This is a genomic window from Nitrosospira sp. CT (assembly GCF_059489795.1).
Map to the genome: position 1 here is coordinate 1 of NZ_JCAHZJ010000007.1, position 14,303 is coordinate 14,303.

At 50.2% G+C, this 14,303-nt stretch carries 11 protein-coding genes; 1 reads left to right on the forward strand and 10 read right to left on the reverse strand.

Annotation, left to right across the window (positions count from 1 at the left end):
* Positions 1–105 precede the first annotated feature (105 nt).
* A complete protein-coding gene (locus AC52W5_RS01550) occupies positions 106–519 on the forward strand; it encodes a hypothetical protein (protein ID WP_495669705.1) in 414 nt (137 codons plus the stop codon).
* A 110-nt stretch (positions 520–629) separates the two neighbouring features.
* On the opposite strand, the gene AC52W5_RS01555 is transcribed toward AC52W5_RS01550, so the two are convergent.
* The 10 genes from AC52W5_RS01555 to AC52W5_RS01600 form a co-directional block, all read right to left on the reverse strand.
* Positions 630–1,847, reverse strand: coding sequence for a chorismate-binding protein (locus AC52W5_RS01555; RefSeq protein ID WP_495669706.1), 1,218 nt, complete (start codon positions 1,845–1,847; stop codon positions 630–632).
* A gap of 253 nt (positions 1,848–2,100) precedes the next feature.
* Complete coding sequence (locus AC52W5_RS01560) at positions 2,101–2,874, reverse strand: iron-containing redox enzyme family protein (RefSeq protein ID WP_495669707.1); 774 nt, start codon at positions 2,872–2,874, stop codon at positions 2,101–2,103.
* A gap of 31 nt (positions 2,875–2,905) precedes the next feature.
* On the reverse strand, positions 2,906–4,090 hold the full coding sequence (locus AC52W5_RS01565) for a hypothetical protein (protein WP_495669708.1): 1,185 nt from the start codon (positions 4,088–4,090) through the stop codon (positions 2,906–2,908).
* Positions 4,091–4,099: 9 nt separating this feature from the next.
* Positions 4,100–4,840 carry an ABC transporter permease gene (locus tag AC52W5_RS01570; protein ID WP_495669709.1) on the reverse strand — a complete coding sequence of 247 codons (741 nt, stop codon included), beginning with the start codon at positions 4,838–4,840 and terminating at the stop codon, positions 4,100–4,102.
* Complete coding sequence (locus AC52W5_RS01575; protein ID WP_495669710.1) at positions 4,837–5,613, reverse strand: ABC transporter ATP-binding protein; 777 nt, start codon at positions 5,611–5,613, stop codon at positions 4,837–4,839. The genes AC52W5_RS01570 and AC52W5_RS01575 overlap by 4 nt, the downstream gene beginning before the upstream one ends.
* Positions 5,614–5,619: 6 nt before the next feature.
* Positions 5,620–6,600, reverse strand: a complete 981-nt coding sequence (locus AC52W5_RS01580) for an ABC transporter substrate-binding protein (RefSeq protein ID WP_495669711.1) — start codon at positions 6,598–6,600, stop codon at positions 5,620–5,622.
* A 691-nt stretch (positions 6,601–7,291) separates the two neighbouring features.
* On the reverse strand, positions 7,292–9,154 hold the full coding sequence (gene atzF, locus AC52W5_RS01585) for an allophanate hydrolase (RefSeq protein ID WP_495669712.1): 1,863 nt from the start codon (positions 9,152–9,154) through the stop codon (positions 7,292–7,294).
* A 2-nt stretch (positions 9,155–9,156) separates the two neighbouring features.
* Positions 9,157–12,795, reverse strand: a complete 3,639-nt coding sequence (gene uca / locus AC52W5_RS01590; RefSeq protein ID WP_495669713.1) for an urea carboxylase — start codon at positions 12,793–12,795, stop codon at positions 9,157–9,159.
* Between the two features lie 45 nt (positions 12,796–12,840).
* On the reverse strand, positions 12,841–13,536 hold the full coding sequence (locus AC52W5_RS01595) for an urea amidolyase associated protein UAAP2 (RefSeq protein ID WP_495669714.1): 696 nt from the start codon (positions 13,534–13,536) through the stop codon (positions 12,841–12,843).
* The gene (locus tag AC52W5_RS01600; protein WP_495669715.1) at positions 13,533–14,264 is read right to left on the reverse strand and encodes an urea amidolyase associated protein UAAP1; all 732 of its coding nucleotides are present in this window, start codon (positions 14,262–14,264) and stop codon (positions 13,533–13,535) included. The genes AC52W5_RS01595 and AC52W5_RS01600 overlap by 4 nt, the downstream gene beginning before the upstream one ends.
* Positions 14,265–14,303 lie beyond the last annotated feature (39 nt).

Genomic DNA, 14,303 nt, shown 5'->3' on the forward strand with positions numbered 1-14,303 from the left:
GCTCAACACCGGTTACTACTTCAATACGTTCAAAACCCGAAGCACTATGCATAGCACCAGGCATATGCCTATCTCCTGTCATCAGTGCATCTGTGTCCGGTTCAATTGGGGGCTACTACAACCAGCGCCAAGGCCGTTCCCGTCCTCTGCGGCAAAGTGCCAAGCCCGGGCACACTCAATGTAACGCTGGATCTGCTTTATCCTGAATCTGCCCGTCATGTTCCCCTGGCGCTTCGGTTGGTCAAACTGTCGGACAAAAATGGGGAGCAGGAATTGTTGTCAACCCCACCGCAGGCGTATGCATCCGGTACTCTCACTCAGGCATTCAAGTTTGATTCGGTTGGACAGTACGCGCTCTATCTCGATGGTAAACGTCCCGCTGGTACCGAGTTCAAGCTACAGATACCGATCAAAGTCGGGACGGACTGGAAAGATTATGCAGCCAGGTACTGGCCTCAGGCACTGATGTTCCTTTTTATCGTTGTTGTTCTATTAAGTTGGAAGAGAATATTTGGTTGAATAACGAGATAGGATTCGTCTATCACCCTGCGGTTGTGGATTGGGCGTTGCGCCGCGTATTGGCAGCAAAGGTCGCGATCACGCTGGAGGAAAATGGCAACGAACAGCGTCTACAAACGAGCCACAATACTGCTAAGTTTTAATCTGGTCTCTTCATATTCCTCCATCAAATCGGAATTCCTGGTAATGCAAGAACCACAACTAGCATAATACCTATCAAGTTTTACGTCCCGGAATAACATTCGAATTATATGGACGCCTATAACTGTGCCCGAAGGGGTTTGAACAAAAAACATCCCGTAATACGGTCCCCTGCTTTTTGATTCGAATTGAAATATTTTCTTCAATCCATCCTCTACCGGCTGAACGCCCCTGGGATAAAGCTCGCGGCACACGTCGACCACCTTCTTATTTTCATGTGGAGTTAAATCAAAGGTAGTACGAAAGTGCCGGATATTAGGCATATCAAGTATCTCTTTATGTCTTTTAGAGATAGTCCCGAGCATCTGTGCGCTATTAATCAAGTCAGCGGTTGAAATATCGTGCTCATCATTATTTTTTTTATTAGTTAAAAAATGCTGCCAGAGAGCCCGGTCCCTATCAGAATCTTCATCCCTTACAAATGTCCCCGAAACTTTCTGGCAATGATACGTGTTTGATCCAGCTTCTTTATATAAAGTCCGCTCAGGACTTACCCCTCCAAACTCAATGTGACCGGATCGCCAATAACAAGGCACGCTCGATTCTGGTTCACCAGAAAACGGAATTACTGACTGCTTCAAATCAAATGGAACATCAAAATCGATTCGCCGAGATACCGTCATTCGACGCTTTTGCTCCTTACATTCCCCTACCCATTTATATGCTTTGTCTATGCATGTCAGATATTCACCATCTAAATCCGTGTCAAAATCTACTAACGACACAAGGCTCTTCAGTCTGAAATGTCTGGAATTAAGCGAAGATTGAGCTATGGGCGTCAGGCTCCCTGTCAGTAAGGGTGATATATTTTCCTTACTCACTTCATATACGGAATCTGGACTAACAAGATGTATGGATGGGATAGCATCGTGGTTGAATGCAGCGGCTTTACTTAATATGTCGTACCCAATATACCCGGCGACCCAATGGTCCTGATTTTGGTACAAATATTCGCCGATCCGCCGCCATGCGTCTCCCTCTCCCTTGTCTGGCACAAGTTGTGAAGTGACGCCCATCCCAACAAAAAAACGATCATTTACGCCAATGCCAAAAACATGTTCTTCAGGCGAATTGTTGCTAATATGATCGATCAGGCACGCTGCCTGCTTGGTTATCTCTCGTTTCAAAACTGATACACCTCTGAAACCAGAAAACATAACTAAACGACGTTGACCTCGCGCACCATTGTGATGTTGTTAACACCAGTTGTAAGCACCGCGAAACTTGTTGCTTACCTTCTCGGCATCCATAACTTTAGCAAGATGTGGATTCGCGTTCGCAAGAAATAAGCGGTCAACCGAATTTATCCAATTTAATTGGGCGTCGGCATTTTGATGCGGATTATGCGGAAGATTGTAGGGCAGTGATCTAGGAAACAGATCACCGTTCATAGTCCATTTCGGCGATTGTGAACAGCCTAGGGTTGTTGGACTCCGGCTCTAAAGATCCAGGTCCTGCCCAAAAATATCGGCACTTGGTAGCTGCTTGATAATGACCATCCCATTCAAAATTAAAAGCATTTATGCCAAATTTAGCTGCACGTAATATTTTTTCTTGAAGCTCGGGCTTCTCGGCCACTCGTCGCGTGAGTAAGGCAACTTGGGTCGCGCCATGTGCTACATCATCACCAGCATGGACTTGGAAAGTTTCAGCAGCATATTTTGAAAAACCGTAATATTTTGTTAGTGCGCTATATACTTGTGCAGCGACTCCGCTTGCTCCCCCATTTTGGTATTCCGGCAAAGAGAGCATTGCAATGCCTTCAATTCCAGTCATGTTGCTCGCGCCATTGGTGAGCATCTCAATGCCTGCCATCGTTCCAGGCATAGGCTCAACCCCATCAGCAACATTTTTGTCGTAACCCAATTCTTCCAGAAACTGAAACATTAGATCGGCGTGTGTCTTTAAACCCAACATTTCGTCCTTGTAATTTTCCCGAGCCACCTCCAATGCTTCGTAGTCCCCTTCCTTGGATGCGTTGATCACAACTGAGCCAAATATCTCAGCGTTCCGACGTACACGCAAATAATGCTGAAGCTCTCCTGCCACTATCTGCTGCTTAGAAAATTGGTGCCCAATAATTCCCTTGAACCAGGGGTGCTGAATCATGGGCAACTCATCGATGAGAGCCAACAGTTTCGCTTCAAATGACATGTTCAAATTTAGCCTACAATTCCTTACCGGTTTAACTGCCTTTATTTATTAACGTCTCTTTCTCTATTTCCTTAATACAACAGGCTATGAATTTTGATGCGCTTTCGATTTGGTTAAATGGAATGTGAAACGGTTCCGTGACGATGACGGCATTGTTGTCGAATTCAGGTTTAAAAAGCTTTCTGAAAAAAGAATGCTCGAATTCACCTAATTCACCCATGTTATTGCCAGCAATGGCATCACTTACACACTTGACAAATTTAATTCTATGAAGATTAGATATTTCAATCGCTTGAGCATGACGATCTAGTACCCACTCTTCCGGTGTATTTTTCATATGGGTCTCAAAGGGATTTCGCAAGCGCTTTATTACATTGCTTGCTTTTGAACCTTTAATATCTTTAATAATAAAACCGATAGAGTAATACTTTGCCAAAAAATCTTTATCCTCTTGACCTATCGAGGGCGCAATAAGTGCTCTTGGTCCACTTCCACCGCTAATAATAAGTGTCGCGGGTATACAATCCTCATAAGGATATGCAACGCTCAATTCCTCTATCTGTTGTTGGGCGTGTTTCTTTATTTCGCTTAAAAGTTCTAGACATAAATATTTTGCCGATAGGGAATAGAGTGGCTTATTACCACAAACAAACTTAATTTTCCCTAATGCCGTATCGGTTTCCCCCTCACAGTTTCTAATATGCTGCTTTAACGCATGGAGGAAACCATAGTCGCTATCCTCTGGGTTAAGGCTAAATGCGCCATATGCCGTCCCCATAAAGCTAATATTTAGCGTCTGGGGGTCGTCATAATAATCTTTAAAAATCACATCCATCATCTCGTTACCTTTAGGAGAACCTATAACGAAGTTCTGATTTGCTATGGGACCTAGCAAGGCTTTTGCAACTTCTAACGTGCCTCCAGATTTCTCCAATAAGCTCTCTGCTTTTTTTTCGATCGGCCGCTGCGTCCAAAAAAAATATATACCAAAAAATATACTTATAATTCCCGCACTTCCAATTAAGGAGCTTAGCAAAGCAAAATAGAACTTAAAGCCATTACTGATGCCGTTATTATCAACCTTGCTTACCCATTTTATTGCCTCATCCGAAATAATGTTCTCGATAGCGAAATAAAGCGGCCAACCGGCCACAAGTAAACCAGTTCCTATTAAAGGAAGTATCACTCCCTTATAATTCTTCCACCACTCCTTCATGCCTCTTCCTTACGTTTTATTTATTCTCGCAGAGAGTAATTCAAGACAGTGATTGACTATAAATCCAACGACAGCTAGAGAAATTAGCCCAGCATACATCTCCCCAAATTTAAAGCTTCGCTCAGAATCTATAATAAAAAAGCCGATTCCGTCCGAGCCAACTAACATGTCAACCGCCACACTGACAATAAGGGCTATTGATAACGCAACGCGGATGCCCGCTAGAATGTAAGGCAAAGAACTTCTGAAAACAATTTCATACAATATTTTCCCCCGGCTCAAACGGAACACTTTAGCAACATCCAGCATATCCTTATTTATCTGCTGAACTCCGGTAACGGTATTCACCAGAATAGGCCAGAAGCAGCCAAAAGCAATAATGGAAATCTTCATCTGGTCATAAAGACCTAAAAATATGATGCCGACGGGGATCAGGGCAATTGGTGGCATTGGGCGGAGCAACTCAACCATTAACTTTCCGGCATCATGTATTTTTCGATAATGTCCCATCATGATTCCGAGAGGGACCGCAACGCATATCGCAATGAACAGCCCCATTATTGCGCGGTATAGAGTAACGGCAATATGATGAAACAGCCCACCGGACCAGATGGACTGGACTGTTATTGTCATAACAACGCTGAAAGGGGGAAGATAAATATCCGGTTTCACAAAACCGGAATACGATACTAATTCCCAAGCCAAGCAGAAAAAAAATACCGTTAAAAGGCCGGGGTAGGATAGTTTCATCTATCTACCTCGGGGCTCATAATCTTGTATATTTCCGATCGAAGGACTGAAAAGCGATGGCTGAGGCGTGTGCCTATTTGATTTCGCGGCCAATCGAGATCGTTATTAATTTCTTTTATGATATTAGACGTTCGAGGTGATAATATAATGATACGATGGCTCATATATACTGCTTCATCTATATCATGGGTGACAGTTAAAATAGTTTTTTTTGGTTGCGAATTGTTATGAATAGCCAAAACCTCGTCCTGCAATCTTGCCCTCGACATCTCGTCAAGGGAACCGAAGGGCTCGTCCATAAGTAATATATCTGGGCTAATGGCAAGTGCCCGAGCGATTGCTACACGCTGCTTCATCCCGCCGGATAGCTCATGGGGCATCAGCGATTTCGCATGTGTCAAATGCATGAGTTCCAACATGTCCGCAACGATTTGCTCTCGATCCGGGCAAGTATGATTTTGATGTTCTAACCCTAGTCTGACGTTTGACCATACATTCCTCCAGGGCAAGAGTGAGCTGGAGTAATCCTGAAAGACAAACGCTGCTGAGGGCAAAATTTCTGTAACGCGTTTCCCCCGATATAACACCTCTCCCCGATCAGGAGTGATAAGACCGCTTATTATTTTCAAGAGTGTCGTTTTGCCACACCCTGAAGGGCCTACAAAAGCGACAATCTCACCTTCATCCACCGATAATTGAAGATTATTGACTGTAAGATGCGCGCCCCCGAAGCTATGGGATATATCATTAAGGTGAAGTAAAACATCACTCATGCAAACCTAATCCAGCGTCAAAATCAGCTCTTCAACGTTGGGAGCTGTTTCAATAAATCCTAACTTCATCATCATATCTGATACAAACTTAAGATTAGCCACGGTGGGCTTGTTGCCAAAATTTGGGATCGCCATTTGACTGACTGTATTTTCATCCAGGTTTACGTTCTCAGATATAACTTTCACTAAATTTACGTTACCGTTATTAATTAAGTCTGTTGCTTCGTTTACCGCTGCTTGAAAGGCTTTAAATTCTTTGCGATTTAAGTTTAATTTGTCTAATGTTACTGCATACGTTGTCATTTCAAAGTTAGGCTTCACATCTACGATGTGGTATCCTAAAATCCGAACATCACGCCTGCTTTTTGCTAGGGTCAAATAAGGTTCAATCATGGAAGCGGCCTGAATTTGCTTCGAACTGAGGGCTGCCTCCATTTGTGGAAATGGAATCTCTACAAACTTGACTAATCTCCCTTCCACATCGTGTTTTTCGAGCCACGCAAGAGCGAAGGCGTGATCAATGCTTTTAAATACATTAACTCCAATAGTTGCTCCAATTAATTGCTGTGGCGTAACTATTTCGGATTTTGCCGATACAGCTATAGCTTGGTACGGGTTTTTTTCGCTTTGAATAGAACCACCCGTAATGGCTCTAATTTGTAGGCCGCGTGAATTTGCTTGAATTAACGGAACCGTACCGGTAAAACCTACATCGAGTTCTCCTGCAGAGAGCGCCTGGATTATTTTTGCGCCGCCGGCAAAAGCGATAGGTTTTACTTCTATGCCATGCTTACGAAATAAATCCATATCCTTAGCCACATAAAGTTGAGCTGCGTCCGCAATGGGTATATACCCTACCTTTAGTTCTGAAAGTTTATGGGGAGTAACTGGTGCCTCCCCTTTGTCACAGCCAGCAATAAAAATTGCAACGCATAATAAGGCCAGGATTTGGAAAGAAAAGCCTTTAATCAATTTTAGAAACAACATGTAGAAATCTCCATAAATTGCGATTAATTCTCCCCACGGTATCTATTTGTAGTTGATCCATCTACTTTTGCTAACCATCTTGAACGGAAACAGTGTATGTATCATGAGTAGAGGTTATCTCGGTAGCGGTCGAAGTGGAAAGGTTTCTTAAGGCGGCAAGGACTCAACCAGGCGTCAAAGTGATTGCATTGATGACTAAGCCTTCATGACAGCGTAAATACAAGCGGCATCTTAGCAGTGTTTTGCCCTACAAACTCGCGGCTGCTTTTCAACTTCACGAGTGTTTTCTCAGCTCTAGTTGACCTCAATGTCCTTACACGTTCTGAACGATCTGCCGTCTTTGGTCGATATCTCCCAACGCTGCGCACTACCCCATATTGATTCTGCCGGCATGTGCTTGAGCTTTGCGTTCTTACTTCCATTGCTTTAAGCACAGTACTGTCACACGATAAGACCGATCGCTGGTCCGCTGAACGCAAGAGCATCAGCTAGAGTGAGAGGTTATGGGGACCCCCCTGAAATCGGCTTTGATAATTCGGCTTCCGCCCCCTTGGATCTGATTGGCGGTAACACTTTGACATCCGCCCAATCCCCTCAAAATTTTGTCAGAAACTTGATTCTACGGGTTCTACACGCTGCGCCTACCTTGTCTTTAAGAAATATCCGGGTTAGCTGAAGCAGGATCTTTGGTTTAATTACCTGCATTCATTGAGGTGCCAAATCGTTGCAAGTAGCTCCTCCAACCGCCAAACGAGCTAATATCCTTCGCATCCGCTACCGCGTAGCCCTCGCATAGGAAACTCTGTACGGGTTCGCCGCCCGCAAGGGTAATGGTGCCGATCCCCAAGGGAGCAGGTATGCCTGCCACAAAACTGCCAAATTCGCTTGCTGGCAGTTCCCACACCTCCACTTCGATCGCGAACCCTCGCTCGTTCTTATCCACTCGCACCAATCCGGGGCGAAGCGGCGGTGTTCCCGGAAGCGCATAGAGTTTGTAGTCGGGGGAAGTTGTGGTATTTGCTACCAGGCGTCCGTTGCGGCTAGTCAATTGAGGATTCAACGGCAGACCGGACAGATGCGCGCCGCACACCGCTACACGCACGAGGACTGGTTGCTCCGGCGGTGCTGGCCTCTGAAAAGAAGCCATTTCTGGCGAAACCTCTTCTCGCAGTGGAATACCGGTAACCCCCAGGGGCAGCGAATAGGCCTGTTGCAGACGTGCGGCAAGATGCAACAGCGAGACATCCTGATGGGCTGGAGTCACCAGGGTTACGCCAAACGGCAATCCGTCATTCTGAAATCCGGCAGGCACCGCCACTGCCGAATAGTCGAGCAGGTTCATGTAGTTGGTGTAGTAGCCCAGATTCGTGTTCAAGCGAATTGGATCCGCCAGCATTTCCTCGATGCGATAAATGGTCCCGGCGGTGGGCGTCAGCAGCCAGTCCACTTCAGACCAGGTACGGTCAGCCTGGCGCTTAAGTTTATGCAAGCGATACGAGCCGTTGTAGGCATCTGCCGCCGAGAATCGGTGTGCGCCGGCAATGATCTCTCGTACCGGCGAAATTACCTCATCGCTATGCAGATCAAAAAATTGCTGAATGGCGGCATAACGCTCGGCTACCCATGGCCCCCCATAAAGCAGGTGTGCTACTTCCAGAAAGGGCGAAAAATCGATCTCGATGACCTCACCGCCCAATGCTTGCAGTTGCGTTATCGCTTCCGCGAATAACCTGGCACTCTCCGAATTGCCGAAGAATTGCAGTTGCTGCCGGTGCGGTATACCAAAACGGAAACGCTGTCGAAGGGTTTGCGAGGGAAGATCATCGCTGTTCCCTCTCTGGCGGGAATAAATGTCTTCCTCATCATAGCTGACAGCTGCTTCGAGGACTCGCTCCGCATCGGCAACGGTAAAGGCAAAGATGGACACGCAATCCAGCGAGCGGCAGGCGGGTACGACACCGTGCGTGGAAAGCCAGCCCCTGGTGGGTTTATACCCGATGAGATTATTGAAGGCAGCGGGCACCCTGCCGGAGCCCGCAGTATCGGTTCCCAGGCTGAAACATACCCAGCCCTTCGCTAGAGCCACTGCTGAACCCGAGCTTGATCCGCCGGAGATGTATTCGGGATTGAAGGCGTTGCGACAGACACCATAGGGAGAGCGGGTACCGTTCAACCCGGTAGCGAACTGATCGAGATTGGCCTTGCCGATGGGAATCGCACCCGCGTCGATCAGTCTCTGTACCACGGTTGCGCTGCGTTGCGGTGTATAAGTAAACGCCGGGCAAGCCGCTGTAGTTGGAACACCGGCAAGGTCGATATTGTCCTTGATAGCGAAGGGAATGCCGTATAAAGGCAGTGCAGCCATCCCTTTTTCTTCCACCTTCCGGGCATATTGCCGCAGTGATTCCAGTGGCAGCTTGTGTATCCAAACATTGTCGGGATCGTCCTGGATCAGCGCATGCACCGCCTCCATCACCCCGGTAGGATTCAGCTCGCCAGTGGCATAGCGTTGCAGCAGGGAGGGGATATCGCCCAGGGGGCCAAGCTTGCTCATATTCACTCCTCCTGAACGACAAGCAACATCTGCCCGGCGGATATATGGCTCCCCTCCTTGCAGAATAGCTGTCGCACCGTACCGCTGACCGGCGCCTCCACGGAGAATTCCATTTTCATGGATTCCACCACTACCACTGGATTTCCCATTTCGACACGCTGCCCTTCCTTGACGAGCAGTTTCCATACCGTGCCGGTTACATGCGCACTGACAACCTGGGAACCAGAGGGCAAATCCAGTTCGCTCTGCGCATCCGCTTCCTCAAGTGTAACCTCGCTCACGTACTCAGCCTTGCCTTCGGCCTTCCAGCGTTCACGCTCGGCTTCAAACGCCGCCTGCTGCTTTGCTTTGAAAGCGCCGATGGATGCGGCATTTTCTTTCAGGAAAGCGTTGTACTGTTTCAAACTGAATGTTGTCTCCTCGATCTTCAGCTTGAAGTGTCCGGTAATGAAATCCTTGCGCAGCTCAAGCAGTTCGCTTTCGCTAACCGGATAGAAACGGATCTGGTCAAAGAAACGCAGCAGCCAGGGTTTTCCTTCCTTGAAATCGGCTGTCTGGCGATAACGGTTCCACATCTGCACCGTGCGGCCCACAAACTGATAGCCTCCGGGACCTTCCATCCCGTATATGCACAAATAGGCCCCGCCTATGCCAACCGCATTCTCGGGCGTCCAGGTGCGCGCAGGGTTGTACTTCGTGGTCACCAGGCGATGACGCGGGTCCACAGGTGTAGCAACCGGCGCGCCCAGATAGACATCACCCAGCCCCATGACAAGATAGTTCGCGGAAAATACGATGTGCTGCACTTCCTCGATACTGTCGAGACCATTGATCCGGCGGATGAATTCGATGTTGCTCGGGCACCAGGGCGCATCACTGCGCACTGACTGCATATACTTTTCTATCGCCAGCCGGGTGGCAGCATCGTCCCACGACAGTGGAAGATGGACGATGCGTGCCGGGACCTCCATATCATCGATATCGGGCAATTTCTTTTCCGCACCGACCAGCATCTCCAGCAGCTTATCGCGTGGCAGTACGCGGGAATCGAAATGCACTTGCAGCGAACGGATGCCGGGTGTCAGATCCAGAATGCCTTCCAGTTCCCCGTCATTGCACGCTGTCTGCACCCAATCCATCAGCGCGTGCGCGCGGAAGCGCAAATTGAGATCGAGCTCGAGCGGACCATACTCGACCAGCAGGTTCTTGTCGCCTGCCTGGCGATATACGACCTGCACCTGGCCGTCGCTTTGCGGGATGAAGTGGAGCACCGGGGTGGGTTCGGTGGTTGCGCCCTGCTCCGCCTCCGATGAAGCGTTTTGCGGAACCTGGAGGTCTTTTATCCTTGCATCCTGTTGCAACTCCAGCGCCAGCGCCTGCTCCATCGGCATCCTGTGAAAGCGCACGCGATCGCCCGGCTTGAGCTGTCCCATCTTCCACAATTCGGCCTGGATAATGGTAACCGGGCACACGAAGCCGCCGAGGCTGGGACCATCGGGACCGAGTATCACAGGCATATCCCCCGTAAAATCCACGGTACCTACGGCATAGGCGTTGTCGTGAATATTGGAGGGATGCAGCCCTGCTTCACCGCCATCGCTGCGCGCCCAATGGGGCTTGGGGCCGATCAGCCGCACCCCGGTGCGATTGGAATTGTAATGCACTTCCCAATCAGTGGCGAAGAGGGTTTCGATATCCTCCTCAGTGAAAAAATCCGGTGCACCGTGCGGCCCGTACAGCACCCCTATTTCCCAGCTGTCGGTGTAGCGCGGTACCAATTCCTCCGGCAGCCCCTGCTCAAATCCGCTATCGCCGTCTTTTCTGGCTTCAAAGATATGCAGCACGTCGCCGGTGAGGAGGGTGCGGCCTGCGTGCCCGCCGAAGTGGCCAAGGGTGAAGGTAGATTTACTGTCCAGGTAGTCGGGAACCCGGATTCCTCCCTGCACTGCCAGATAAGCGCGGCACCCATGATTTACGAGTTTGCCGAACTGCAACAACGAACCGGCCTTGACACGATGCGCCCGCCAACAGGCAAGCGGTTCACCATCCAGGCGCACCTCCATCGGCGCGCCACATACAGCAATAACGCTGTCACAGTTGAAGCGCAGCGCCGGGCCGGAAAGCGTAATCTCCAGCCCTGCCTTATCCTCGCTGTTATTGACGAGCCGATTGGCCAGACGGAACGCCAGACCATCCATCGGTCCCGATGGCGGCACGCCGATGCTCCAGTATCCTGTCCGCCCGGGATAATCCTGCACCGTGGTCTGCACTCCCGGACTGAGGACATCGATGGTATGGGCGGTATAACGAAAACTGTTCAGAAAGCTCGTCGTATGTTGCCCGCTGCGAAAAGCCTCGCTGCGCAGGATCTGCCTCAGGTAGCCAACGTTGGTTTCTACCCCGTGCAATGCCGTCACGTCCAGGGCTTCCAGCAGCCGCGCAATGGCCTGCTCCCGGTCGGGCGCGTACACGATGATTTTTGCCAGCATGGGATCATAAAATGGCGTGACATCGACACCGCGTTCCACCCAGGTTTCCACGCGCGCGGCGGACGGAGACGGAAACTCTGCCGCCGTGAGGATACCGCAGGAAGGTTGAAAATCCTTGACCGCATTCTCTGCGTACACACGTACCTGGATGGAGGCCCCATGCGGCTGGATATCGAATGAATCCAGAGGTGGCAAGTCTCCAGCGGCTTGCCGAACCATCCATTCCACAAGGTCGATGCCGGTCACTTCCTCGGTTATCCCATGCTCAACCTGTAGCCGCGTATTCACCTCCAGGAAATAAAATTCCGCGGTGGAGGCATCGAAAATGTACTCCACCGTACCTGCGGACTGGTAGTTGACTGACTGGCCCAAGCGGACCGCCGCCTCCAGCAACGCCTGGCGCACGCGCGGCGGCAGATTAGCCGCTGGCGTTTCTTCGATCACCTTCTGGTTGCGCCGCTGCATCGAGCAGTCCCGCTCACCCAGTGCGATCACCCCGCCCTTGCCGTCGCCGAATATCTGCACCTCGATATGGCGTGCTTTCTCGACATATTTTTCGAGAAACAGGCCGGCGTCCTTGAAATTGTTCTGCGCCAGGTATTTCACCGATTCGTAGTTTCCACTCAACTCTTCCTTGTTCCAGCACAAACGCATGCCGATGCCACCACCCCCTGCCGTGCTTTTCAGCATGACCGGGTAGCCGATATGGGCGGCCTGGCGCAAGGCATCATCCAGGTCTTCGAGCAATCCTGTGCCTGGCAACAGCGGTACCTGGTTCTGCTGCGCCAGTTCGCGCGCCGTGTGCTTCAAGCCGAATGCACGCATCTGGTGGGGGGTGGGGCCAATGAAGGAAATGCCATGGTCAGCGCATTGCTCCGCAAATTCCGCTTTTTCACTGAGGAAGCCATATCCTGGATGAATGGCATTTGCTCCCGCATGGGTCGCGACCTCCAGGATCTTTTCGGCACGCAGATAGCTTTCCGCGGCGACTCCGCTGCCTATGCAATAGGCTTCATCGGCTTCGATCACATGTCGCGATAGCGCATCTGCCTCGGTATAGACTGCAACGCTCTTCACTCCCATGCGCCGCAAGGTACGGATAATCCGGCAGGCAATGGCGCCGCGGTTGGCTATCAATACTTTTTCAAACATGATTTATTCTCGGTTGAGTGAAAAACAGCCGGGATAGAAACTGGATTATGTAAAGCTCATCTCACTGGGATCGTCCCAGACCAGCAATCTAATGGGCGTGGGATTGTAGGCGTTGCATGGGTTGTTAAGTTGCGGGCAGTTCGAAATCAGCACCACCACGTCCATTTCGGCCTTCATTTCCACGTATTTGCCAGGCGCGGAGACGCCATCCACGAATTCCAGGCCACCCTCTTCCGTCACCGGCACGTTCATGAAGAAATTGATATTGCTGGGAATATCGCGCTTGCTGATGCCGAGCTGCTGGCACTCCGGCTCATGCGCCAGCGCGTGCAGAAAGTTGTCGCGGCAACTGTGCATGGGGAATTTTTCCAGCGCATACCGCACGGTATTGCTCTCCGCCGCGCATGCCCCTCCCAAGGTGTCATGCCGTCCGCATGTATCCGCAACGATGGTGAGCATTACGTTGCCATAATTCGAGTACAGCTTGCTACCGGTAGTCAGATAGACCTTCTTCTGCCGGCGTACGGTATCGCTTGCGCTATAGCGCTCCACCGCGTGTGAGGCGTTGTAAAACAGGGTATCGACGGCCTGATTGCCTTCCAGGTCCACGATCCGGAAAATCTGTCCTTCCCTGACGATCTTGACCCACGGCTCGCCTGCCGGGCAGATTTCATCCACTACCGCCGCATCCGGATCCAGCCTGCTTTCAACAAAATTCTTGCTCTTTGAATTCGCATTCATGCCGCACCTCCATGACAAGCATATAAACATTCAGTGTTTTGCCGGGCACGCTGGTTTTCGGAAATGTGCGCGCATTCGGCAATCACCGAAGATGGGGTTGCAAAAGCAGTGAGATTGACTGCACCGGGCTGGTACGTGGTGGAGGGGTCGAGAGGATGCGGCGCAGCGGATAACACGACCAGCGTATCCATTTCGAAGCTCAAATCCACATGATCCCCAGCTTTGCTGTTACCGGGCTGGAAGGTGAGTTCGCCGGCTGAATTGGCGGTTACCTTGCTGAAGAAATTGATATTGGATACCACGTCCCGCATGCCTAAGCCCCATTTGCCAAGCTCGATCAGCATGCCGTCCAGCCCGTTGCGGAACATCTGGTTGCGGTGCTCCTGATACCGCGCGGTACCGTATTTCCGGCGTATCAGTTCGGCGTCGCTCAGGCCGCAAACCGTATCGTGCCAACCCACGCTATCGGCGGTAATGCAACAGAATATCCTTCCCATGTCCGAATGGCAGGCATGTCCCCTGGTCAGGCGGAAGGTATGCTGGGATTTGAGCGTATCGGCCATGTTGTAGCGCTCCAGTTTTTCTTCCTGATTGAAGAACAATACAGAGGCATTGGCGCTACCGTTGACATCCGTCATGCGCAACGTGGTACCGCGCCGCAGAATGCCGGACCAGTGGCAACCGCCGGGAATATGTTGTTCCCACAAATGTGCATCCGGTTGGTTCATGTCTTTCTCCTCATCACGATAGTTTTTCAGGTGTATCCA